The sequence below is a fragment of the Paenibacillus sp. FSL R7-0128 genome, from assembly GCF_038002245.1.
Lineage (GTDB): Bacteria > Bacillota > Bacilli > Paenibacillales > Paenibacillaceae > Paenibacillus_AQ > Paenibacillus_AQ silagei.
This window is the reverse complement of sequence record NZ_JBBOCD010000001.1, coordinates 4767565-4791812: the sequence shown is the minus strand read 5'-3', so window position 1 is coordinate 4791812 and position 24248 is coordinate 4767565. Positions and strand designations below refer to the sequence as shown.

Here is a 24248-nt window from a genome sequence, read left to right as displayed (position 1 = left end):
AGGACAGCGGAGGGAAGTCGGGCGGGGGGCCTGCCCTAGTAGAGCATCAGTCTTTAAATTGTGGTTGGGCATGATGAGGCCTGAAGGATTAGAATAGTGAAGTCATTGGGACAAAGTGTATGCACTAGTACAGCATCAGAGCGCAGTTATGTTATAGGTGCTGGAACGATAGCAACTGCATTTTGTACAATGGAATGCTGTAAAAAAGGCTTCGAAATAGAATCAATTGTAATCCGTACAATGGAACGTTAAAAAAAGGCCGTTTTTCACCCAAAACCCAACAGTCTACTGTATGAAATACAATAGACTCTCCTTTTACGGCCAGCTATTCGTTTTCTATTGCAGGAAATACAATCAGCTACTTGAATGTGAGAATAAAGTCGGCAACTGAGGTGGGCTTAATTGCAATCTGTACAACTAATTCGTCGGATATACCGCCGAATCTCTGTTTAGGTGTATTTCGTGCAATTAAAATGTCTCTATACTTGGATTTTCGCCCATCGTGGCAGATTTAGTTGTACAGACTACAGTTAGAAGAGGAAAATCTTCCGTGTCACTGTTTGTAGTCGCACAGAATACACTTATCTCTAAATGGTACGCTACGAACAGAAAGCCTTCTTTCCAGAATATAAGTTCCTCCGTCCGTTAGACCGAGGCCTCCAGCGGAGGGGAGCCCTGACTCCACCATTTTAGATCTGATGCTCTACTAGTACCTAATAGCAGAAGCGGAGTTGTTTATAAGGCGGATATTCTGCCTGTGAGCAGCTCTTTTTATGTTGTAAGAAATCATGAAATCTGGGGACAACAGCGGCCGGAAGTCAGAGGTTCACCACAGCGACGACCAAGCATCGAGTTCAAGCCTGAAGTGCATGCCTTTTTATTTTCAGAATAAACAAAATATGGTATTGTATCTATATATTGAAACGCTTTCACGAAGAGCGGTGAGAAAGACGGAACCCGGTATCCATCATTATTCCTATCAAAAGCAAGGAGGACTTCGATGATTAAGGCTGTTGTCGTAGACGATGAGCGTCTGGTGCGCAAGGGTTTCATCTCACTGCTGGATTGGCCGTCCTTCGGGGTGGTGATTACCGGAGAGGCCAGAGACGGGCATGCGGCACTGGAGCTGCTGCGCGAGCAGGAGACGGATCTGCTGTTCGTGGATCTGTCGCTGCCGGGGATGACCGGGTTCGAGCTGATCCGAGAGGTGAGGCTGCGGTATCCTGCGGTACGCTGCGTGGTGCTGACCTGCCACCATGAATTCGATGATGTGCAGGAGGCGCTGCGGCTGGGAGCGGTGGATTACATTGTCAAAACGCTGCTGGAGCCGGAGAATGCCGATGAAATTATCCGCAGACTGGTGGAGCGGATCAGGTGGGAGGACGGAAACAAGAGCACCCCTTCAAAGGCAGAGCAAAAAATAATCGCTGAGGACAAAGCACTGCTATATGTGCCGCTTGCGCCGGAACTGAAGGAAGAGCAGCTGTATGCGCTGTCTCTGGTGAGGAATTCCACGCTGCATGCTGTGCCGGGGATGTGGCTGTCTCCGCTGCCGTATCCTATGGATGCAGCGCGGATCGGAGGAGAGCTGGGAGCGGTGCTTGGGACAAGCTGGACAGCGGCGCTGCTGGAGGGGGTGCGCGGTCAGCCGCTGAAGAGAATTGCTGCGGTGCTGGAACAGTCAGCCCGGCAGGCGCTGTTCTATGCGGCGGGCGGCCAGGCGCTCCCGAGGCTGCACTATGGTGAACTGCAGGCGCTGGCCGCGCGGCAACGGCCGGAGACGGGCGTCCCTTCCGCGCTGGTACAGGCGCAGAATCTACGCTGGACGCTGGAGCGGAGAGAATGGGATCTGTTCCTCAGCGGGGTTGCGATGCAGCAGCCGGACCCTGCGGCAGTGGCGGACTTTGGCCAAGAGCTGCTGCGGGGCTGGAGCCGGCTGCTGCTTACGGCGGAGGAAGCACAGCAGCTCGCGCTGGCGGCAGAGTGCAATCGGCACTGGCGGCACTGGCAAGTCTGGCTGCATCAGTTCACGGGGTATGTCCAGCGCCGGATGATTGAGCTGGGCCTGAGTCAAGAGGTGATGCTCTGCCTGATCAGCGCTGTGCGTTATATGAAGAGCCATGCCGGCGATAAAATCAATCAGGGCGATGTTGCCGCTGCTATCCATATGAGCCGCGGCTATTTCAGCCGGTGCTTCGCCCGCTTTGCCGGTGAGACTTTCGGGGAGTGCCTGCGGCGCATGCGCCTGGAGCTGGCGAAAGCACTGCTGCTGGAGACCCCTGTCCCGGTGTGTGAAATTGCCTGCCGGTCCGGCTTCGGGGATGACCGTTATTTCAGCAAGCTGTTCCGGGAGCATGTCGGCAAGCTGCCGAGTGAATTCCGCGCAGAAGGCCAGCTTCAAGGCGCCTTATTCGCGGCTGAACATGGGGGACAGCAGTGACTGCTGGATTGTCTCCACTTAATGAATACGCTCAGCCCTGCCCGTTCAGCCGGTCTGAGTTACGGGTGACCTTATGGAGCAGATCTATCAGCGTATCCAGCTCACTCTCGGTGAGGTCCATGGACAGCTCGCGGTTGAAGTCATCCAGCAGCGCCTGGAAGGCGGGGGCGAAATCGAGCGCCTTGGGAGTTGGATACAACAGGAAGGAGCGTCGGTCGGTCGGATCTGTCCGGCGCTCAATATATCCCGAGGCCTCCAAAAGCTTGACGGAGCGTGTAGTTGTCGCTTTATCGCATTTAATCCGGCTGGTCATCTGATCCTGGGTGATCCCCGGATGACTCAGCACCAGCTTTAAGAAGCTATGCTGGCCTCCGCTGCCGATGCCGTAGGGAAGCAGCTCCTTGGCCAGTATTTTTTGGTTCTGACGGTGAAGATGGGAGATCAGCTTCCCGATGGGTTCTTTATTTGAAGTCACAATGGACACCTCGCTGAGGATTATAACGGCAGCCTGCCTAAGGCATACCGCCCTGTCTCAGATCTTACCGTAATTTTGTTGCGTGCGCAACTAATTTGCAGTACACTGTGAAGGATTAGTTTGTTGCGTGCGCAACTAATTTGCAGTACACTGTGAAGGATTAGTTTGTTGCGTGTGCAACTAGATTACATTTGATACAAGAGGGTGTTAGTGGATGAGCAGCTTAGAGGCGACCTATCAGGAGGATGCCGGGATACAGAAGAAGCGCTGGCTGATTCTGATCGTTCTTAACTTGTTTACTTTTATGTCTACACTGGACGGAAGTATTGTGAATATTGCGCTGCCGGTGCTGGTGAAGGAGCTGGCACTGCCGGTGGCCCAGGTAGAATGGGTGACAACCGGGTATTTGATGGCGATCTGTTCAGTGATTCTGTTCTTCGGGAAGCTGGGTGACATTGCCGGCAAAATCAGGATGTTCAAGCTGGGCATGGTCGTCTTCACCATTGGCTCTCTGCTCTGCGGATTAAGCCACAGCCTGCCGCTGCTCATTGCTTCCCGTGTAGTGCAGGCGGTCGGTGCTTCGATGACTATGGCGAACAGCCAGGGCATTGTTACGGATATTTTCCCGTCTACGGAACGCGGCAAGGCTCTCGGCTTGATTGGAACCTTCGTGTCCCTCGGCAGTATAGCGGGGCCGAGCCTAGGCGGAATTATCGTATCGTCGATGGGCTGGGAGTATATTTTCTGGGTGAATGTGCCGATTGGCATTCTGGCGATTGCACTGGGCTGGAAGGTACTGCCGAAGGATCTGGTACGCGTGAAGTCAGGGATTGATGTTCCCGGCAGCCTGCTGTTTGCTGTCTTCATTGTTTCTCTGTTCGCCGGACTTCTGCTCGGCCAGCAGCTTGGATACGGGGATACCCGGATCATTGCCGCTCTCTCCGCTGCGGTGATTACCTTCATCGTCTTCCTGATTGTGGAGCAGCGCAGCGCCCAGCCGCTGCTTCAGCTTACCCTGTTTAGGAATCCCTTGTTTTCACTGAGCATATTCTGTGCTTTTCTGGTGTTCGTCTCGAACTTCTGCTTCAATATCATCGCGCCGTTTTATGCGCAGAATATGCTGAACATGTCCCCTTTTGATGCAGGCTTCCTGCTGATGCTCTACCCGATCTGCATGGTGATAGTCGCTCCGTTAAGCGGGGCATTGTCGGACAAAATCGGTTCGGAGCTGCTCACCTTCGCAGGGCTGATCGTGATGGTGGTTGCCCAGTTCGGGCTGGCCCGGCTGCATGAAGGCAGTCCGGTTATGCTGGTCGGCGTCTGGATCGCCATGCTCGGCATCGGCAGCGGGATGTTCGGCTCACCGAACAACTCGCTGATTATGTCCACGGTGCCGCGAACACAGCTAGGCTCGGCAGGCAGCGTGAATTCGCTGGTCCGTAATGTGGGGATGGTCGTCGGAATTACCTTAGCGACCTCGATCCTGTTCAATGTAATGAGCAGCAAGGCCGGCTACCGGGTTACCGGGCTGGTAGAAGGACGTCCGGAGCTGTTCCTCTCGGGGATGCATGCAGTCTTCCTGGCTTCGTCTGGGATCTGCCTGTTATCGGCGCTCCTGACCGGTTGGCGGCTGTTCTCCTCGCGCAGGGCCAAGAGCCTGAGCGCATAACATGAATAAACGGGCAGGGCTGCGGAATTTCGCTGTCCTGCTTTTATTGTGTCACAATCTCCGGCTCTATCTTGTCTACAGTTATGAAGAGCAATACAACCATAATGGAGGCGACCTAATTTGAGTCTAAGAATGAATTATCGTGAGGTTAACGGCCCGGCATTCCGGGCAATGATGGCGCTGGAGCAGCATGCAGGAAGCCGCAGCAAGGATAAGGTGTTGTATGAGCTGGTTAAAATAAGGGTCTCCCAGATCAACGGCTGTGCGTTCTGTCTGGATATGCACGGCAAGGATCTGATGAAGCTGGGCAACTATGCTGATCATATTCTGCTGCTGAGTGTGTGGCGCGAAGCGCCGTTATTCAGTGCGAAGGAACGTGTGCTGCTGGAATTCGCCGAGCAGGTCACGCTGATCAGCGAAGCTGGCGTTCCGCTGGAGCTGTACCATAAGATGCTTACGCACTTTAGCGAAGAGGAACTGGTAGACTGGATTATGGCGATCAATACAATCAACAGCTGGAACCGGATTGCCATTACAACCGGGATGTTCCCGGGCTGCTTCGGCTAACTTTGGTTAATGAAGCAGCCGGAATCGTAAGGAAGGGGGGAGGCATGAAGTGGACAGGGGTAAAATAACGGCTCAGGCCAAGACACCTGCAGCGGAGAATCCCGGTATGGAGGAGCTGTATCAGAGCTATAAAGGCTATGCCTTCTCCATTGCCTACCGGATGCTTGGCGTGATTGCCGATGCAGAGGATGCGGTGCAGGATATGTTCGCCGAGCTGCAGCACCGGGACCGGAGCGGCATTCAGAATATCAAAGCCTATGTGGCCAAAGGCGTGACCAACCGCTGCCTCAATATGCTGAACTCGGCACGCAGCCGCAGAGAGACTTATATCGGGGAGTGGCTGCCTGAGCCGGTAAGCGAGGGATATGACGGCCCGGAAGCGGCGGCAGAACGCAAGGATAATCTGTCGTATGCTTTTCTGGTGCTGCTGGAACGTCTGTCTCCCACGGAACGTGCGGTATTCGTACTGCGGGAGGCCTTCGAATACGACTATGAAGCCATTGCCGGAATGGTAGGCAAGTCGGGCAGCAACTGCCGGCAGATCTTCAGCCGGGCCAAGCGTATCCTGCAGACAGAGCCGGCTTCCCGGTTACCCTCGCTCAGATATGGAGCAGTCACCGAGAATCTGCTGGTGCGCTTCACTGCCGCGTTCACCTCCTATGACGTTGGCGGCATGCTGGAGCTGCTGGGCGAGCATCCGGTACTGGTTGCCGACGGCGGAGGCCGCGAGGTGCATACGATTCTCCGGCCGATGACCGGCCGCCGGGGAGTTACTGCACTGCTGACCTCGAAGCGGGTTATGCACTATTTGCGGGAGTGGAAGCCTTCCTGCGGACTGCTGAACGGCGAGCCGGGTCTGATTTTCACCGATCAGGGAGTGGTGAAGTGCGTGCTCTGCCTGAGTACGGATTCCAGCGGGGAACGGATTCAGAGCCTGTATCTTCTGATGGACCCTGCAAAGCTGTCCCATATTATCGTACCGCCAGAGCTGCCGCAGCGCTGATGCCCGCTTCTTGATGCCCGGCACAACAACCAATAAGACACGTTGCCCCCGGAGAGGGAAGGCAGCGTGTCTTATTGGTTGTTAAAGAAAATAATAAAACTCACCCATTTCCTCGATGGAAGTCTTTTGCTCCAAGTGAAATTTAGGGATAGTTGTAGAACGTACACTTAAAAACAGCAAAAATTCACACATGCCACGTCTAAGTGTAGTCTGTACAACTAACTCTGCCTGAAAGGGTGAGTAGTAAGAAAAAACGGCCTTATACATGTACGATATACAACTAAACGCAGAATGGGTTGAAAATCAGGAGGTTTAGATGTACAGAATGCAATTAAGCCTGCATGCTCACTTAGTTCTTGAAGCTGTGAATCGGCGCGGGAATCCGTCCGCCGCGGTTGACGAAGCCCGCACAATTGAACGGGTTGACAGCCATAACTGGAGCATATCCGAGCAGGCCGCCGAATTCGACCATTTCACCGACGTCCTTGCCGATGACCGGAATGACGCGGACCGCTGTGGTCTTGTTGTTGACCATGCCGATGGCGGCTTCATCGGCAATGATGCCTGCGAGGGTCTCTTTGCTGGTGCTGCCGGGAATGGCAATCATGTCCAGGCCTACAGAGCAGACACAAGTCATAGCTTCGAGCTTCTCCAGAGTCAGCGCCCCGCGCTGGACCGCCTGGATCATGCCGTGGTCTTCACTGACCGGGATGAAGGCGCCGCTTAAGCCGCCGACATAGGAGGAGGCCATGACTCCGCCTTTTTTGACATTGTCGTTAAGGATGGCCAGTGCAGCTGTGGTGCCGGGAGCACCGGCTTCCTCCAGGCCCATCACCTGGAAGATCTCTGCGATGGAATCGCCGATCTCGGGCGTAGGGGCCAGCGACAGGTCGATGATGCCGAAGGGTACATTCAGGCGCTTGGAGGCTTCCTGGGCGACCAGCTGGCCGACACGGGTGACCTTGAAGGCTGTACGCTTGATCGTCTCACACAGGGTCTCGAAGTCCTGACCCTTCACCTCTTCCAGCGCCCGCTTGATTACACCCGGACCGCTGACGCCAACGTTAATCACACACTCCCGTTCGCCCACCCCGTGGAAGGCACCGGCCATGAACGGGTTATCCTCCACCGCATTGCAGAATACAACCAGCTTGGCACAGCCGATGGAGTCGCGGTCCTTGGTGCGCTCCGCCGTCTGGAGAATGATGTCGCCCATCAGCTTCACGGCGTCCATGTTGATGCCGCTCCGCGAGGAGCCGACGTTGACGGAGGAGCAGACTCTCTCGGTCACCGCCAGCGCTTCCGGAATACTGTCAATCAGAATCCGGTCGCCCTTCGTACAGCCCTTCTGCACCAGCGCGGAATACCCGCCGATGAAGTTGACGCCTACCTCCTTAGCGGCCTTGTCCAGAATCTGGGCGACAGGCACGTAGGTATCGGTATGTACAGCTCCCGCAGCAATCGAAATCGGCGTTACGGAGATCCGTTTGTTGACAATCGGCACCCCGAATTGGCGCTCCAGATCCTCGCCGGTCTTCACGAGCTTCTCGGCAGAGCGGGTAATTTTGTCATATACCTTCTGGTTGAACACCTTCATGTCGGTATGGGCGCAGTCCATCAGGCTGATGCCCATCGTAATGGTGCGGACATCCAGGTTCATTTCCCGGATCATTTTATTCGTCTCCTGAACTTCTACTATCGAGATCACTAGCCTTGCTCCTCCCTCGCCGGTTAAATCCGGTGCATAATATTGAAGATATCCTCATGCTGCAGCTTGATTTCCACACCGATGTCTTCCCCTACCTGCTGAAGCTCCTCCACAATCTCCTCGAAGGACTTGCTGGGGGCAGAGATGTCCACGATCATCATCATGTTGAAATAATCCTGCACAATCGTCTGGGAGATGTCCAGAATGTTCAGATTGTGCTCTGCGAGGTATGTACACACTTTGGCGATAATGCCTACCTTGTCTTTTCCGAGTACCGTAATAATCCCCTTCAATTGAAAAGCCTCCCGTTATCCATGGTCTGAAATCTTCGCTCATTGCCGCATTAACGGAATGAACGATTTTAATTATTATGTCAAATCAAGGATAGGTTATCAACCAAAGCTTTTGTGTCGGGCTGCTCAGAGATTTGAGCCTGCATTTTCCTGAGCGTATAATAATATTGACACCTGATGTGAAATATGATTTATTTGAGTTTTGAACGATAAGCTGGATATAAGGAGCTATTATGACAACGAGAAAATATAAAGAGCTGGTTGAAGAGCGCACGAGAGAAACTCTGCAGAAATGGTCGGAACAGTCAGCAGTCGAGGAGAAGGATATTTACCGTTTCCTGCATAATTTGAAGGGCACCTCGGGCACTGTGGGTCTCGATACCGTAGAGGCTTTCTCAGGTAATGCGCTGCTCTATTTCTCGGATGATAACCATAGAAGCTGGACGGAAGCAGAATGGGGCGATTATATCTATCCGGTGCTGGAGCTCTTTGACGAACCGGAATCGAAAGGCGCGGTGCCCCCGCTGACTCCCGGGATTGCATTGTCCCACGGCAATGTCCACCAGCAGTACGAGATTCTGATCGTGGACGATGATGTGGAGCTGGTCGCTTTTTTGCGTGAATCGCTGGAGCGCCAGTCCTATTATGTCAGCATTGCGCTGTCGGCCGGACGCGGACTGAAGCTTTTTTATGAGAACAAGCCGGATTTGATTCTCCTTGATATTCTGCTGCCGGACCGCAGCGGGATTGATGTACTGAAGCAGATTATCGGCAAGGCTAAGAAAGAACGGATTCCGATCATTATGATTAGCGGAGAGCATTCGATAGAGGTTCAGAAGTATGCCTACTCGCTGGGTGTTATGGATTACATACAGAAGCCGGTGGACATCGATTTATTCATGGTGCTGATCAAGAACCGCTTTGAGCTGAAAAAGGAGTGGCAGGAATCGATCATTGTCGACGAGCTGACCGGGGCGTTCAACCGCAAGTACTTCAACCAGACGATGAAGCAGCTGATCTCCGATTTCAGACGGACTGGGCGGACCTTCTCCCTCGCTCTGCTGGACCTGGATCTGTTCAAGCAGGTTAACGACACTTACGGGCATCTGATGGGGGACGAGGTGCTGCAGAGCTTCTCGGAGCTGGTGAAGCAGTCCATCCGCACGGAGGATACCTTCTGCCGCTATGGCGGCGAGGAATTTGCCCTGTTCATGCCCAATACTCCTGTGGAGCAGGCGCTGCTTGTGATGGAGCGGATTCAGGAGGTCTTCGCGGCCCGGGAATTCCAGGCCAAACGTGAGAGCTTCCATGTTACCTTCTCCTGCGGAGTGACCGAGGTTAACGGAGAGGTGCAGGATGCCGATACATTAGTAGAGGAAGCGGATCTGGCGCTCTATGCCAGCAAGCATAACGGCAGGAACCAGAGCACCCTGTACAGCCAGGATCTGCTGCTGGGCCAGCGCGAGACGCTGCTGAATGTCATTATTGTAGATGATGATCCGCTGATCCGCAGAATGGTGACGACCCACTTCGCTGCCTGGCAGCCCGGGACTAACGCCAGAGTGAAGGTTACGAGTTACGCGGACGGCGCGCTTTTATTGAAATCGGACTGGTATGCTCCTGAAGAGAAGTATGTGATTCTGCTGGACGGCGTCATGCCGGGGCTTGACGGGCTTGAGGTGCTGGAGAAGATCCGCAGCGGCTATCCTGAGGTGAACATTCTCGTGATCATGCTGACCGGCCGCAATAACCAGCGGGATATTGTCCATGCGCTGCAGATGGGGGCGGATGATTATGTCATTAAGCCGTTCCATCTGCCGGAGCTGCTGACCCGGATTGAGCGTCTGGCCCACCGGTTTCTGTTCTAAATGCAATGCATCCCAAGCAGGGATGACTGAAAGGTGAGAGTGAGCTATGGTGCAAAAGGTACTGATTGTAGATGATGAAGAGGTTCTGCGCATGCTGATTGAGGATACGCTGGAGGATCTCGAGAATGTGGAGACCCATACTGCCGAGAATGGGGGCGAGGCGCTCGCCAGGCTGGCGGCAGAACCTTACGACCTGGTGATTCTGGATTACATGATGCCCGTCATGACTGGCATTGAAGTGCTGTGCGAGCTGGACGGGGAGCTGAAGAGCCGGACGCCGATTATGATGCTGACCGCCAAGGCACAGGAGATGGACCGTAACCGGGCCAGGGAGGCGGGAGCCCGTTATTTCATGCCCAAGCCGTTCAGCCCGATGGAGCTGCTTCAGCTCGTGGAGGATATTCTGAGTGAGAAACCTTAACCTTAAAGGCCGGAGCATCAAAACGAAATATTACCGGATTCTTCTGCTGCTGTTCGTTGCCATTATGGCAGGAGGAATCGGGCTTGTCTTCTATATCAATGCCCAGCAGGAACAGCTGGATCAGAAACGTGAAGTGCTGCAACATAAGACGGCGACGATCAACGAGCTGGCGGTGACGCTAAGCGAGGTCTTTTTCCGGGCGAGAGGTTATGTGGCTACTCAGAGTGAGAACGAGCTTGCGCTGCTGAACGCTGCGGTTAAGGGGCTTGACGGCATTCTGGAGCAGTACTCCTCCCTGAAGCTGTCGGCTGAAGAAGTCCGGTACAGAGATGACCTCAAGGTGTTCTATAAACAGTACAAGAGCCAGACCCTGCCTGAAGTGATGCTCTTAGTGAAGAATAATGATTACGAGGGAATCCGGAACTTGTCCCAAAGCGGCAGTACCCGGGCTGTGAATGAATTCCTGAGCTACACGAAGCAATTCAAAGCCAATTCGGATGCGCTGCTGAATGAGCTGAACTCCCGCTCCATCAGGCAGGCGGATACGTTCACCTTCATTGCCTTTATGCTCAGCACCTTGCTGCTGCTGTTCTTCACCCTGCTGATCTGGCAAATGCTCAAAGTTATCATCGATCCGATTGTGAAGCTGGAGGAAGCGACGAATTCGCTGGCGGCCGGCGAGGCGGTTCTGCTCGGCAAGCTACATAAGCAGGATGAGATCGGACGGCTCTATGAGGCCTTCCTGAATATGGCCCACAGCATCCAGGATAAAGAGGAAGAGCTGATGATGCAGAATGAAGAGCTGCATGCCCAGCAGGACGAGCTTCAGGATCAGCAGTTCAGGCTGGAGCGGTCGCTCAGTGAAATCGAGAGCATGATGAAGGCGCTGAATCAGACCTCTGCCGTCGGCATTCTGTCGAACAAAGGCGTGTTCACCTACGTGAACGATAATCTGAGCGTCTACACGGGCTACAAGAGCTCCGAGATTATCGGATACACTTACCGGCTGTTTGAGCTGCATAATATTGCAGAACCGCAGGTAGAGCAAATGATCCGCAAGCTATCGACCGGCGGAGTGTGGAGCGGAGAGACGGAGCTGGCGACCAAGGAAGGCTCGCCGCTCTGGCTGCAGCTGACAATCATGCCTTATCTGAACGATGAAGGCCAGATCTACCAGTATATCCTGATTGCTAATAACGTCACCTCGATGAAGAATGTGCAGCAGGAGCTGGCGGAGACGCTGAAAAGCACGGAGCAGACATCCATGATGCTGGAGCTTAACAATCAGCTGAATCATGAGATCACCTATACGCTGGACAAGCAGGAATTTGCCGACAAGTTCAACCAATTCATGAACCGTCTGTACTCGTTCGACTCCAGTCTTTTTCTGCTGGTCAAGGATAAGATAGCGGTGGTCAAAGGGGTTCCGCCGGAGAATGTGGAGCGGTACATCGGTGAGGGCAGCAAGGAGATTCTGTACCGCCTGAGCGTGGAAAAGTCGTACATGGTGAAGCGGGTGGGCTCGGTCAGAGAGCAGGGGATCTCCGCCAATGAGGTGTATTGTTACGACTACTATACGACTGTGGTGAATGCTGAGGATGAGATTCTGGCAGTCTTCTGCGGAACCCGCATCGGGCACCCGTTCACGGAGGAAGAGACCGACGAAATCCAGGGGATGATGAACCGGGTCGCCCTGGCCATCGAACGCCTGTTCATGTACGAGGAGATTGAGAATGGCCGCAAGCTGAATCAGGATATTGTGAACAATGTCAATGAGGGCATCCAGTTCGTTGGCACGGACGGCGTCATTCAGCACATCAACAAGGCGCTCAGCCAACTGTTCAGCTATGAGGACTGGACGGAAGGCATGCTGATTCCCAAGGAGCGCTGGATGGAGCACTTCACCCTACGGGTGAATGAATCAGAAGAGCTGGGTCGCTTTTACCAGAAGGCGATGTCCGAGCATACCACTGACTCCAGTGCGATGAAGTATTCTATCGGCAAGGAAGACATGAAGCATGTGGATGCCTATGCCATACCGGTCTTCCGCCGGGAGGTCCGGGTAGGGACGCTGTTCGTCCACCGTGACATTACCCGCGAGTATGAGCTGGATCTGATGAAGTCAGAGCTGGTCAGCACCGTCAGCCATGAGCTGCGGACGCCGCTGTCGAGTGTACTGGGCTTCACGGAGCTGCTCCTGTCCAAAACCATGAAGCCGGAGAAGCAGCTGAAATATCTGGAGACGATTCATAAGGAAGCCAAGCGTCTGACGGAGCTGATTAACGACTTCCTGGACCTGCAGCGGATGGAGTCCGGCACACAGCTGTATAATGTGGAGAAGGTTAACCTTAGCGAGACGGTCCTGAGTGTCATTGATCAGTACAAGCTGAGCGGTACCCACCACATTCTTCTGGAGGACGAGGCGCTGAATCCCGAGGTTGAGGTAGACAAGGATAAGATTATCCAGGTGCTGACCAACCTGCTGAGCAATGCGATCAAGTTCTCGCCGGGCGCAGGTGAAATTAAGGTCATGCTTCATAACGAACCGGGATCGATTATGGTACGGATTCAGGACCACGGACTCGGGATTCCGAAGAATCAGATCGGGCAGCTGTTCCAGAAATTCCGCCGAGTGGACAACAGTGCCTCCAAGCGAATTGGCGGTACAGGTCTCGGGCTGGCCATCTGCAAGGAGATTATTGAGAAGCAGAAGGGAACGATCGGGATTGAATCCGTGGAGGGCGAAGGCTCGACGGTATGGTTCCGTCTTCCGGTGATGCAGGCAGAAACCGGCCACCCGGAGGAGGAACATTCGTTAAGATGGAGTGCGGGCAAGGAGCAGAAGCCGGATGTGATGATTGTGGAGGATGATTACAGCCTGTCATTGCTGCTCTCGGAGGAGCTGAAGGGCAAGGGCTTCCGGGTCACCCATCACTATCATCCGCAAAAAGCTTTTGACCAGGCCGTTAAAACGCCCTTCGTAGCGATCATTGTCGATCTGATGCTGGGCGATGAGCTGGACGGCTGGGATCTGATCCGCATGCTCAAAAACGATCCCCGGACCGAGAAGGTGCCGATTGTCATCTCCTCGGCGCTGGACAAGGACGATAAGAGCATGATGGACAATGTGCAGAAATATTTGACCAAGCCCTATCCGCCCGGCGAGTTGTCGGGTACGCTTCAGGAGATTGTGGACATTCAACTGAAGACAGGCGAGGTGCTGTTCCCGGATAACGGTGAAGCCGGGCATGGAGCGGCGCTTGGCGAGGGTTAGAGTGAGTATCGAGTAAGTGCTGAGTATCTGCTTAGTAGGTGCATGGGTAACGCAATAATATGTTGGATTATAATTATAGCGGAACAAGTCTCTTTCTGGGGCTTGTTTTTTTGTGTATTTGGGGGTTCTCCCGGGTGGGGGAAGGGGACGATGGGGAGCGAAAGGGCGAATGAGGGGACGGGGCCAAAATGTATGCTAAAAACCGACTACATTGGGCTTGGCGGAGGCGTGCGGTCCAAATTGTAATCGAAAAACCGACTACATTGGGCGTGACGGAAGCGTGTGGGCCGAATGTAATCGAAAAACCGACTACATTGGGCTTGGCGGAAGCGTGTGGGCCGAATGTAATCGAAAAACCGACCACATTGAGCTTGGCGGAGGTGTGTGGTGCAAATGTAATCGAAAAACCGACTACATTGTATGTGAAAAACAGCAGACATTGTGCTCCAAACTGGGCAGCGGCCGGAGGGCCAAATGTTCACCGCAGCGACGACCAAGCTTTAAGTTCTAGTCTTAAGTATCCCAGCGAAACTTGCTTTAGAGTGGACTCTAAGGGTTATAGTGAATATGAAGCAGCCAATCTAGCAGGAGTGAAAGGGAGGAATTGCGATGAAGTACAGTTATTTGGGTAAATCGGGGTTAAAGGTCAGCCAGTTGTGTCTGGGGACGATGAATTTCGGACCGGAGACGGAGGAGAAGGAAGCCTTCAGAATTATGGATGCGGCCCTCGATGCGGGCATTAATTTCTTCGATACGGCGAATGTGTACGGCGGCCAGGACCGGCGGGGCTGGACGGAGGAAATTATCGGCCGCTGGTTTCAGCAGGGCGGCGGACGGCGTGAGAAGGTAGTGCTGGCCACCAAGGTATACAATGACATGTTCGACGAGCAGGACGGTCCCAATTCCGGCTCAGGCTTGTCTGCCTACAAGATCAGACGGCATTTTGAAGGCTCGCTGCGGCGCCTGCAGACCGATCATATTGAACTATATCAGATGCATCATATCGACCGGAACGTATCGTGGGACGAGCTGTGGGGCGCATTCGAGATCCTGGTGTCCCAGGGCAAAGCCGACTATATCGGTTCCAGCAACTTCGCGGGCTGGCATATTGCTGCTGCCCAGGCGAAGGCCAAGGAGCGCCATTTCCTCGGCCTTGTCTCCGAGCAGCATCTCTACAATCTGCTCGAGCGGACGCCGGAGCTGGAAGTGCTGCCGGCCTCACAGGAGCTGGGCCTGGGTGTCATTCCATGGAGTCCGCTGGCCGGAGGCCTGCTGGGACGCAATGCACTCGCGAAGACCGGGGTGCGCAGTGCCCGTTCAGCCAAGCTGGAGCAGCACCGCAGCCAGCTGGAGCAATTCTCCGCGCTCTGCAAGGAGCTGGGCGAGCATGAGGATCAGGTCGCTCTGGCCTGGGTACTGGCGAATCCGGCTGTGACCGCACCGATTATCGGGCCGCGTACGATCCACCAGTTCGAGGACTCCTTGCGGGTGACCGAGATTACGCTGGATGAGGCCACACTGAAGAAGCTGGACGAGATCTTCCCGGGACCGGGCAAACCGGCACCGGAAGCCTACGCTTGGTAAGGAGAGCCTTGGACCTTGTCCATCCCGTAGCGCATATACGATACGTAATGACCTGAAGAATAACAGCCGGACTGTCCCTGACGGGATGGTCCGGCTATATTTTTGTAAGTATCCAGATGAATATGGTAGACTGATTCTGTGACAAACATTGACCTTGACCACGGCCTTGAATATTACTATGACCCTGATCATGAGTTGAACAACTAGAGAAGATAGGGGAACTGCCGATGCTTTTTTATCTGATAGCTGTCTTCGTCCTGATGCTAGATCAGGCGACCAAGTGGATAGTGCGTACCCATATGGAGCTTGGGGAGATGCTTCCTTCCTGGACGCCGCATTTGCGGTTTGTATACTATGAGAACAGCGGTGCGGCCTTCAGCTCCTTTCAGGGATTCGGGAAGTATTTTGCTATTGTTGCCGTGATTTTTGTAGCAGCAATCTTCTATTACCGGCGTCAGGGTAAAATCCGCGGCCCCCTGCTCGAAGCAGCCAGCGGCTTCCTGGTTGGCGGAGCTGTCGGCAATGCCATTGACCGGGCACTTTATCACCAGGTTACAGATTTCCTGGTCTTCGGGAATCATGGCGGGATTATGAATCTGGCCGATCTGGCGATCAATGCCGGAGGCCTTCTCATTCTAATCTACCTGCTTGTGGACCATTTCCGGCACAGAGCAACCCGCAGACTATTATAAATGGCAGGCAAAGACATCTCCGGTCTATCATTTTATCTAATGCAACTTATCATAATTAGTAATGAACCCGGCTAAATCAGAGCATTTTACTATGATTTAGCCGGGTTTTGTGCATTTTATTCAAGTATTTACCTTTTAAAGAATATGATGCCTGTTATATGATTCGTTGATCGTTTGCCGGTATTGTGTTAGCCTGAGTTCATGATATTAAGAGGAAAGAAGATTGCACGCTAAGGAGAGGTCGATATTGTTGCAACTACAAGTTACAAACAGTCCCTTTAATGAGAACCAGGCAGAGCTGCTGAATCAGCTTCTGCCCACGCTGACACCCTCACAGCAGGTATGGTTAAGCGGGTACTTATCTGCCCTGTCGCTGCAGGGTAACCAGGGATCAAGCGTCCAGGCAGCTTCCCCCGCTGCTCCAGCAGTAGTAGCAGAGCCGGCAACTGCCGCTTCGCAGCAAGCATCGCGTGAAGTGACCGTATTGTTCGGCTCCCAGACCGGCAACTGCCAGCGGCTCGCCGTGAGCCTCTCCCGCAAGCTGGAGGAGCAGGGCTTCAAGGTCACGGTGTCCGCGATGAACAGCTTCAAGCCGAATGGACTGAAGAAGACAGAGAACCTGCTGCTGCTGGTCAGCACCCATGGCGAAGGGGAACCGCCGGATAATGCCCGTGCCTTCCATGAATTCCTCTACAGCAAAAGAGCGCCGCAGCTTCCAGGCTTGCGCTTCTCGGTACTCGCGCTGGGCGATACCTCCTATGAATTCTTCTGCCAGACCGGCAAAGACTTCGATCAGAAGCTGGAAGAGCTGGGCGCACAGCGGTTAAGCCCGCGTGTAGATTGCGACCTCGATTATGATGAGCCGGTGGCCGAGTGGTTCGGCCAGGTCATCAGCGCTCTTAACGGCGCGCAGAATGCTGCAGGAATTGCGGATGCAGCGGTTCAGGCTGCTGAGAGCGCAGAGTCGCTGGAATCCGCCTATTCACGAAATCATCCTTTCCATGCCGAAGTACTGGAGAATCTTAATCTGAACGGCCGCGGCTCAGACCGCGAGACCCGCCATCTGGAGCTGTCGCTTGCCGGATCGAATATTACCTTTGAGCCGGGGGATTCTCTTGGCGTCTACCCCGAGAATCACCCGCAGCTGGTAGCAGATATCATTGCCGCTATGGGCTGGAATGCGGATGAACGTGTTCCGCTGAACAAAAAGGGGGAAGAAGGCACGCTACAGGAGGCGCTGCTGCGGCATTACGAAATTACGGTGCTGACGAAGCCGCTCCTGGAACAGGCTGCCGGGCTTGCCTCCGCACCTGCCCTTAAGGAACTGCTGGCCCCCGAGCGGCAGCAAGAGCTGAAGGAGTATATTCAGGGCCGGGATCTGCTGGATCTTATTCAAGACTATGGACCCTGGAATGCTCCTGCCAGCATCTTCGTGACCATCCTGCGCAAGCTTCCGGCCCGCTTGTATTCCATTGCCAGCAGCTACAATGCCAACCCGGATGAAGTACACTTCACGGTGCGGGCTGTGCGTTATGAGTCACATGGGCGAGAGCGTTACGGTGTCTGTTCGGTACACTGTGCTGAGCGTGTACAGCCGGGTGCCACCTTGCCGGTATATATCCAGAACAATCCGAACTTCAAGTTACCCGCTGATTCCAGTGTACCGGTAATTATGATCGGTCCGGGTACGGGCGTTGCCCCGTTCCGTTCCTTTCTGGAGGAGCGTGAAGAGCAGGGGGCTGAGGGTCCAAGCTGGCTGTTCTATGGAGACCGTCATTTCGTTACAGACTTCCTCTACCAGACGGACTGGCAGCGGATGCTGAAGGACGGTGTCCTCAGCAGGCTGGATGTGGCCTTCTCCCGCGACACAGAGGAGAAGGTGTACGTACAGCACCGTATTCTGGAGCAGAGTAAGGAACTGTACCGCTGGCTGCAGGAAGGAGCGCATGTATACGTGTGCGGCGATGAGAAGCATATGGCCCATGATGTGCATTCGGCACTGATTACAGTGATCCAGGAAGAGGGCGGACTAAGCCCGGAAGCGGCTGCCGCCTATCTGGAGACCCTTCAGCAGGAGCAGCGTTACCAGCGGGATGTCTATTAAGCGGGATTCAAGCGAAAGAGGAGAGAATCAGCAATGGCAAACAATGAACCAGCGGTGAAGCCGATTGGCGGACCACCGAGTGATGTTGAACATATCAAGCTGGAGAGCAATTATCTGCGCGGGGCGCTTGTCGAGACCCTCAGCAATCCGATTACAGGAGGGCTGCCGGAGGATGACAACCGGCTGCTGAAATTCCACGGCAGCTACATGCAGGATGACCGCGATCTGCGCAGTGAGCGGGAACGCTCCAAGCTGGAGCCGGCTTTCCAGTTCATGCTGCGGATAGTAGCGCCCGGCGGTGTGGCGTCTGCGGCACAGTGGCTTGTCATGGATGAGCTGGCCCATAAGTACGGCAATGGGACACTGCGCCTGACGACGCGGCAGGCTTTTCAGATGCATGGGGTGCTCAAGTGGAATCTCAAGAAGACGATCAGAACGATCAACGACACCCTGATGACCACACTTGCGGCCTGCGGTGACGTGAATCGTAATGTGATGAGTGGTCCGAACCCGTATCAGTCGGAGGTTCATGCCGAGGTTCAAGAGTGGGCCAACAAAATCAGCGATCATCTTGCCCCGCGTACCCGCGCGTATCATGAGATCTGGCTGGACGGGGAAAAAGTCGTGGACAGCAAGGTGGTTGAGCCGATCTATGGTCCGGTCTATCTCCCCCGCAAATTCAAAATTGGCCTGGCGGTGCCTCCATCCAATGATGTAGATGTATTCTCCCAGGATCTGGGCTTCATCGCCATTCTGGAGGACGGCAAGCTGGCCGGCTTCAATGTCTCGGTTGGCGGCGGTATGGGAATGACGCACGGCGATACGAATACGTATCCCCAATTGGGCCGGATCATCGGCTTCTGCCGTCCGGAGCAGATGATTGATCTGGCGGAGAAGACGGTTACGATCCAGCGGGATTACGGCAATCGTTCGGTCCGTAAGAATGCCCGCTTCAAGTACACGATCGACCGGCACGGGCTGGAGTGGTTCAAGGGAGAGCTGCACGAACGGCTGGGCTGGACGCTGGAGCCGGCGCGCGACTATCACTTCGATCATAATGGCGACCGGTACGGCTGGGTGAAGGGGATGGACGGCAAATGGAACCTGACGCTCTATATCCAGAGTGGACGGATTCAGGATCAGGAGGGCTACCCGCTGATGACCGGCCTGCGCGAGATCGCCAAGATTCACAGCGGAGACTTCCGGCTGACCCCGAACCAGAATCTGATTATCGGCGGTGTGACCCAGGCGAAGAAGCGCAAGATTACGGAGCTTGCCAAGCAATACGGTCTGACGGACGGTGCCCATCATTCTGCACTGCGCAGAAGTGCGTTGTCCTGTGTAGCCTTGCCGACCTGCGGGCTGGCTATGGCGGAGGCGGAGCGTTATTTGCCGCACCTGCTCGATAAGCTGGAGGTTATCATAGATGAAGCCGGGCTGCGCAATGAAGAGATTATCATCCGTATGACCGGCTGCCCTAACGGCTGTGCCAGACCGGCGCTCGGCGAGATTGCTTTTATCGGCAAAGGTCCGGGCAGGTATAATATGTACCTGGGTGCTGGCTTTACCGGAGACCGGCTGAACAAGCTGTACAAGGAGAACATTGACGAGCGGGAGATACTGGACACCCTCGGGCCGATTATTCATGGTTATGCCAGAGAGCGTATTGCCGGTGAGCACTTCGGCGATTATGTGATCCGCAGCGGATATGTCAAGGCGGTTACTTCGGGGCTCAATTTCCACGACTAACGGGCTAATGCCTGGCGGTCTGATTATGCCGTAGTTAACAATAACTTGTACAGATTAGCCATCACGGGAATGCAAATCATGAGCCTGTTTTCTGGTGTTTTTGCGGGAGACAGGTTTATTTTGTTTGTTTATTTGGATTTTCGGCAGTTTTCTTACATAATATAGAGTAGCAATACACCATTATAACCAAGAGCCATTATATATAGTGAGTAATGGATTCTGTACAGAAGAGGCGAATTGAATGATCATTATGAAATCGATGGAAGAGATTGAGAAGATGCGGGCAGCCGGCAAAATCCTGGCAGAATGCCACCGGCAGATTGCCGGGTTGATCAAGCCGGGAATTACGACCTGGGAGATCGACCAGTTTGCCGAGAAGTTCATCCTCTCCCAAGGAGCAACCCCGGAGCAAAAAGGCTATCACGGTTACCCGTATGCCACCTGTGCATCTGTGAATGACGTCATCTGTCATGGCTTCCCGAAGCATGAGGAGCTGAAGGATGGAGATATTGTAACGATTGACATGGTAGTCAACCTGAATGGCTGGCTGGCGGATTCGGCTTGGTCCTACGGAGTGGGTACAATTAGCGAGCAGGCGGAGAAGCTGCTGGCGACGACCAAGGAATCTCTATTCAAAGGTATCGAGCAGGCTGTAGCCGGCAACCGCATAGGCGACGTAGCGCATGCTATCCAGGTCTATGCCGAATCTAACGGTTATTCCGTCGTCCGGGACTTTATCGGTCACGGGATTGGCTCGGAGATGCACGAAGCGCCTGAAGTGCCTCATTACGGCCCGGCCGGCAAAGGCCCGCGCATTAAGGAAGGCATGGTGTTCACCATTGAGCCCATGCTCAACACGGGCAGCTACCGGACCAAGGTGGATGCAGACGGATGGACTGCACGCACTATTGACGGAGGCCTGTCAGCCCAGTATGAGCATACACTGGCGGTAACTCCGCAGGGGACGATTATTCTGACAGAGCTATAGAAGAATTAAGGGGTTAAAGACCCGCATCACGCAGCAAAGGCAGGGCCGTCCATGGAGGACAGTCCTGCCTTTGCTGCAGCTTCACCTGAGTTAATCGGTAATATTGCGTGTGTAATACTCGATGATATCCTTGCGGCGGATGATGCCGAGGAAGATTCCGCTGTCGTCCACTACCGGAACGAAGTTCTGGTCTGCTGCCAGGGTCAGCATATCCTCCATCTGCGCGTGGATCTCGACGCTCTCGTTATGCACATGACGCTGAATGGTGCCGACGGTCACCTCGTTCATATTCGCGAAGCTCAGGCCGTCGGTGTTCTTCAGCTTCCATAGCAGATCGCCCTCCGACAAGGTCCCAACATATTTACCGGCATCGTCAATAATCGGAATGGCCGAATAATAATGATTCTCCAGCTGTTCCAGCGCTTCCCGCATGGAGATCGAGGAGGTGATGTACGCAACCTGATCCTTGGGCAGCAAAAATGAGGATATTTCCATAGGTTAGTCTCCTTTACAGTAGGATGAAATACATAACGTTATTACAATTAAAACATAGAACAGGATGTAAGCGCATTAAAAATCAGGTTACAACTTTGAGATGTTGCGGTTACGAAGACTTATAAAAAAGGATATGCCGTCCTTCCAGGGGAAGAACTGTCATATCCTAAGCGCTTTTGTGAATAGGAAACTACCTAAGGGAGTTAGCCGTTCTGGCCGTTGTCGTGACTAAGCTGCCAGTGGATGCCGAATTTGTCCTTCAGGTTCCCGTAGGCCTTGCTCCAGAAGGTCTCCTGCAGTTCCATGTGCACAGTTCCGCCTTCCTTCAGCTTGTTGAACCAGTGACGAATCTTCTCTGCATCGGTATCCGTCACCGTTAGGCTGATATTATTCCCTTCCGTGTACGGCATACCGGGGAATACGTCAGAGAACATGACCGGGCTGCCGGCAATCATCAGATTGGCGTGCATGACGAGGTGTTTGGCTTCTTCCGGTACAGGATGGGACGGATCTGGCGGAGCCTCGCCGAAGGTCATAATATGCGGAGGTTCGGTCCCGAACACCTCAGCGTAATATTCTACAGCCTCTCGGGTATTGCCATTGAAATTTAGGTACACATTGATTGCCACAGCTGTCACTCCTCTTGTGTTAAATTAAGGCAAGGACGGCGGTCCCATTGTAGCATGTGCCTGTGCATTCACAAATATTCGGGGCAGGCTGTGATGAGGTCTGAGCGGTTAGACATAACTGTTCAGTCCATTGAACTCCAGAATGGGCTGAAACTGGTACTCCCGGCCCTTTCGGCTAAGCCAGTCGAAGAGAACTTTACTGTGCTGTATCAGTTCATTCAGAGAGAGGTCATTCTCATAAACATATTCCTTGCTGTCAGCAAATCACCAGGAGCTCCAGTCTACCTGAGGATCTAGGATAACCGGCTTGGGATAATGAAATAATACGTAGTCCGGGCGTAACTTCACCATATAATCCAGCTCTTCCTGAATCTGCCGGAACGCTTCAGAACGCTCATAATCATCCGGTGAGAGAAACAGGGCATCTCTTAGTCTGGCAGGATTGGCCGGGCCATGCAAAAAAGGATACGCCGTCCTTCCAGGGGAAGAAACGACATATCCTAAGCCGCTTTTGAAAAGGAGAGTTACCTAAGGACATCAGCTTTTATAGCTCTTGCCTTATTACCTTTGAATTACAGGACCTGATAAATGCTCAAATTTGACCAAGTAGGGGGATTAAACTCGGCAGTGCCCGAAGCAAGAGTGATAGAAGCCGTCAAGGTTAACGTTGGATTAGGGCCGGCGCCAGTCTGGATTAAACCGCTGGATTCCTGGGTGAAGGCGGCTAAACCAGCACCAGCTGCATTTCTCTGCGTGCCAGTGCTTATATTTTGTTGAACGCCGTCGAGGAAAACCAATATTTGCGAAGCAACGACGGGGATACTCCCATTTGTTATTCGAATTCTCAAATTAAAAGAAACGAAGTAGAAGCTATTGGGTTGTAATTGAATACCTTGACCGCCGTTCACAAGGGAGATACCTGAGCCAAAAATAAAATTTTGTACAAATGTAATATTCGTAGGCGTTGCTGTTACTGGACCCGAAGGGTGAAAACTGGCATTGTTGGCCACTGGCCCGGTTGGGCCCGTCTCGCCGGTTACGCCTGTCTCGCCGGTTACACCCGTAGCGCCGGTAAGCCCGGTTAAGCCCGTCATACCCGTGACCTCACCGGTTAAACCTGTCGCGCCGGTAACCCCTGTCGCACCAGTTACCCCGGTTAAGCCCGTCATGCCCGTGACCTCACCGGTAAGCCCGGTCGCGCCCGTTACACCCGTGGCACCCGTCACACCTGTTAAGCCCGTCATGCCTGTCGCCTCACCGGTAAGCCCGGTCGCGCCTGTCATGCCCGTGACCTCACCGGTACCCCCGGTAGCACCCGTTAGACCTGTGGCACCCGTCAAGCCCGTCAAGCCCGTCATGCCAGTAACGTCACCGGTAAGTCCGGTAGCGCCGGTTACGCCGGTAGCGCCAGTGACGCCGGTAGCGCCAGTGATTCCTGTGGCACCCGTCACTCCGGTAGCACCGGTCACGCCTGTGGCGCCGGTGTTCCCCGTGGCACCTGTGTCCAAGGTTGCGCCCGTTATGCCCGTGGCACCCGTCGCTCCGGTCATGCCAGTAACGCCGGTTGCTCCGGTTACACCAGGCCCAGTCACCCCGGTTGCACCTTGCACTCCAACCTGGAGCCACCCTTGGGGATAAGTCACCCCGCCATTCTGACTGCTGCGATAGTATAAAGCCGAATCGGAGAAATATAGCTGTTGTACATAATCTCCGACACGTGATACATAAATCGTCCATACCGACGGGTGTGCGACTCCCGGAGGACCATTCACTGGGCCAGCCGGATCGGCGGGTACTCCCGAGCTGCTGTATACACCGGCAGTTCTAAAGTGAATGTCATCTAAATCGCTGGTCGATGGTTCATCATTGCTGATTGGAAAGATACCGGCTGTTACACCGAGCGCCACATCTCCGGTTAACCCATTGACACTAAGTGCTCCACCCTCTGCTCCCGGAGCTCCGATAGGTCCAGCAGGACCAACAACCGGTCGAATATCTGCAGCTGTCTGGAGTTTGGATTGCAGCATCATTTCATGGCGGATAATTTTTTTCAACATAGCTTGAGTACTGCTGCTGACCTGACCTAATTCGGCAAGTGTAACGGGAGTGGTTCCTGGAAGGGTGCCGACCGCATACTGAATCTTCTCTCCTTCAGCATTGAGGATATGCGCCAGTCCTAATTCCTCCATGGCAATAGAGGAAAATAATAGATTAATTACATCGTCCCGCGATATGGATATCGTTGGGGTGATATTGGGCAGGTTCGGTTTTGACAAGTGATTCCCTCCT

Annotated in this window: 18 protein-coding genes; 12 read left to right on the top strand and 6 right to left on the bottom strand. The window is 53.9% G+C overall.

The window, feature by feature from the left end:
* The first annotated feature begins 1000 nt into the window (after positions 1-1000).
* On the top strand, positions 1001-2440 hold the full coding sequence (locus NST26_RS20180) for a response regulator transcription factor (protein ID WP_339249231.1): 1440 nt from the start codon (positions 1001-1003) through the stop codon (positions 2438-2440).
* A gap of 31 nt (positions 2441-2471) precedes the next feature.
* On the opposite strand, the gene NST26_RS20175 is transcribed toward NST26_RS20180, so the two are convergent.
* Complete coding sequence (locus NST26_RS20175) at positions 2472-2915, bottom strand: MarR family winged helix-turn-helix transcriptional regulator (protein WP_076079243.1); 444 nt, start codon at positions 2913-2915, stop codon at positions 2472-2474.
* Between the two features lie 214 nt (positions 2916-3129).
* On the opposite strand from NST26_RS20175, the gene NST26_RS20170 reads away from it, so the two are divergent.
* The 3 genes from NST26_RS20170 (at position 3130) to NST26_RS20160 (ending at position 6154) form a co-directional block, all read left to right on the top strand.
* Positions 3130-4584 (top strand): MFS transporter, encoded by a 1455-nt coding sequence (locus NST26_RS20170; RefSeq protein ID WP_340979687.1) that lies wholly within the window; start codon positions 3130-3132, stop codon positions 4582-4584.
* Positions 4585-4704: 120 nt separating this feature from the next.
* On the top strand, positions 4705-5151 hold the full coding sequence (locus NST26_RS20165; protein ID WP_036733003.1) for a carboxymuconolactone decarboxylase family protein: 447 nt from the start codon (positions 4705-4707) through the stop codon (positions 5149-5151).
* A gap of 106 nt (positions 5152-5257) precedes the next feature.
* A complete protein-coding gene (locus tag NST26_RS20160; RefSeq protein WP_340958029.1) occupies positions 5258-6154 on the top strand; it encodes a sigma-70 family RNA polymerase sigma factor in 897 nt (298 codons plus the stop codon).
* A 349-nt stretch (positions 6155-6503) separates the two neighbouring features.
* Here NST26_RS20160 and NST26_RS20155 read toward each other — a convergent pair whose 3' ends face one another.
* Positions 6504-7862 (bottom strand): PFL family protein, encoded by a 1359-nt coding sequence (locus tag NST26_RS20155; RefSeq protein WP_036733006.1) that lies wholly within the window; start codon positions 7860-7862, stop codon positions 6504-6506.
* Between the two features lie 23 nt (positions 7863-7885).
* On the bottom strand, positions 7886-8155 hold the full coding sequence (locus NST26_RS20150) for an ACT domain-containing protein (protein ID WP_036700808.1): 270 nt from the start codon (positions 8153-8155) through the stop codon (positions 7886-7888).
* A 233-nt stretch (positions 8156-8388) separates the two neighbouring features.
* On the opposite strand from NST26_RS20150, the gene NST26_RS20145 reads away from it, so the two are divergent.
* From NST26_RS20145 to map, 8 genes are all read left to right on the top strand, one after another.
* Positions 8389-10023 (top strand): GGDEF domain-containing response regulator, encoded by a 1635-nt coding sequence (locus NST26_RS20145; RefSeq protein ID WP_340979684.1) that lies wholly within the window; start codon positions 8389-8391, stop codon positions 10021-10023.
* A 49-nt stretch (positions 10024-10072) separates the two neighbouring features.
* The gene (locus tag NST26_RS20140) at positions 10073-10444 is read left to right on the top strand and encodes a response regulator transcription factor (protein ID WP_076079258.1); all 372 of its coding nucleotides are present in this window, start codon (positions 10073-10075) and stop codon (positions 10442-10444) included.
* Positions 10431-13718 (top strand): ATP-binding protein, encoded by a 3288-nt coding sequence (locus tag NST26_RS20135; protein WP_340979683.1) that lies wholly within the window; start codon positions 10431-10433, stop codon positions 13716-13718. Before NST26_RS20140 ends, NST26_RS20135 begins: the two co-directional genes overlap by 14 nt.
* A 609-nt stretch (positions 13719-14327) precedes the next feature.
* Positions 14328-15302, top strand: a complete 975-nt coding sequence (locus NST26_RS20130; RefSeq protein ID WP_340979682.1) for an aldo/keto reductase — start codon at positions 14328-14330, stop codon at positions 15300-15302.
* Positions 15303-15529: 227 nt separating this feature from the next.
* Positions 15530-15994, top strand: a complete 465-nt coding sequence (gene lspA, locus NST26_RS20125; protein WP_036733017.1) for a signal peptidase II — start codon at positions 15530-15532, stop codon at positions 15992-15994.
* A gap of 250 nt (positions 15995-16244) precedes the next feature.
* Complete coding sequence (locus NST26_RS20120; RefSeq protein ID WP_340958030.1) at positions 16245-18098, top strand: assimilatory sulfite reductase (NADPH) flavoprotein subunit; 1854 nt, start codon at positions 16245-16247, stop codon at positions 18096-18098.
* 33 nt (positions 18099-18131) lie between these two features.
* Positions 18132-19847 carry an assimilatory sulfite reductase (NADPH) hemoprotein subunit gene (gene cysI, locus NST26_RS20115; protein WP_340951761.1) on the top strand — a complete coding sequence of 572 codons (1716 nt, stop codon included), beginning with the start codon at positions 18132-18134 and terminating at the stop codon, positions 19845-19847.
* Positions 19848-20088: 241 nt separating this feature from the next.
* On the top strand, positions 20089-20835 hold the full coding sequence (map, locus tag NST26_RS20110) for a type I methionyl aminopeptidase (RefSeq protein WP_036733023.1): 747 nt from the start codon (positions 20089-20091) through the stop codon (positions 20833-20835).
* A 90-nt stretch (positions 20836-20925) separates the two neighbouring features.
* Here the strand turns inward: map and NST26_RS20105 are convergent, their stop codons facing one another.
* From NST26_RS20105 to NST26_RS20095, 3 genes are all read right to left on the bottom strand, one after another.
* Positions 20926-21330: a CBS domain-containing protein gene (locus tag NST26_RS20105; protein WP_036733033.1), complete on the bottom strand. Its 405-nt coding sequence runs from the start codon at positions 21328-21330 to the stop codon at positions 20926-20928.
* Positions 21331-21533: 203 nt separating this feature from the next.
* Positions 21534-21959, bottom strand: coding sequence for a VOC family protein (locus NST26_RS20100; RefSeq protein WP_340951764.1), 426 nt, complete (start codon positions 21957-21959; stop codon positions 21534-21536).
* A gap of 572 nt (positions 21960-22531) precedes the next feature.
* Positions 22532-24235: a hypothetical protein gene (locus NST26_RS20095; protein WP_340979681.1), complete on the bottom strand. Its 1704-nt coding sequence runs from the start codon at positions 24233-24235 to the stop codon at positions 22532-22534.
* Positions 24236-24248 lie beyond the last annotated feature (13 nt).

Excerpts from the sequence above, each read along its gene's own strand:
- NST26_RS20180 (WP_339249231.1), top strand. The coding sequence starts at position 1,001 with ATGATTAAGGCTGTTGTCGTAGACGATGAGCGTCTGGTGCGCAAGGGT.
- NST26_RS20170 (WP_340979687.1), top strand. The coding sequence starts at position 3,130 with ATGAGCAGCTTAGAGGCGACCTATCAGGAGGATGCCGGGATACAGAAG.
- NST26_RS20160 (WP_340958029.1), top strand. The coding sequence starts at position 5,258 with ATGGAGGAGCTGTATCAGAGCTATAAAGGCTATGCCTTCTCCATTGCC.
- NST26_RS20145 (WP_340979684.1), top strand. The coding sequence starts at position 8,389 with ATGACAACGAGAAAATATAAAGAGCTGGTTGAAGAGCGCACGAGAGAA.
- NST26_RS20130 (WP_340979682.1), top strand. The coding sequence starts at position 14,328 with ATGAAGTACAGTTATTTGGGTAAATCGGGGTTAAAGGTCAGCCAGTTG.
- lspA (WP_036733017.1), top strand. The coding sequence starts at position 15,530 with ATGCTTTTTTATCTGATAGCTGTCTTCGTCCTGATGCTAGATCAGGCG.
- cysI (WP_340951761.1), top strand. The coding sequence starts at position 18,132 with ATGGCAAACAATGAACCAGCGGTGAAGCCGATTGGCGGACCACCGAGT.
- map (WP_036733023.1), top strand. The coding sequence starts at position 20,089 with ATGATCATTATGAAATCGATGGAAGAGATTGAGAAGATGCGGGCAGCC.
- NST26_RS20105 (WP_036733033.1), bottom strand. The coding sequence starts at position 21,330 with ATGGAAATATCCTCATTTTTGCTGCCCAAGGATCAGGTTGCGTACATC.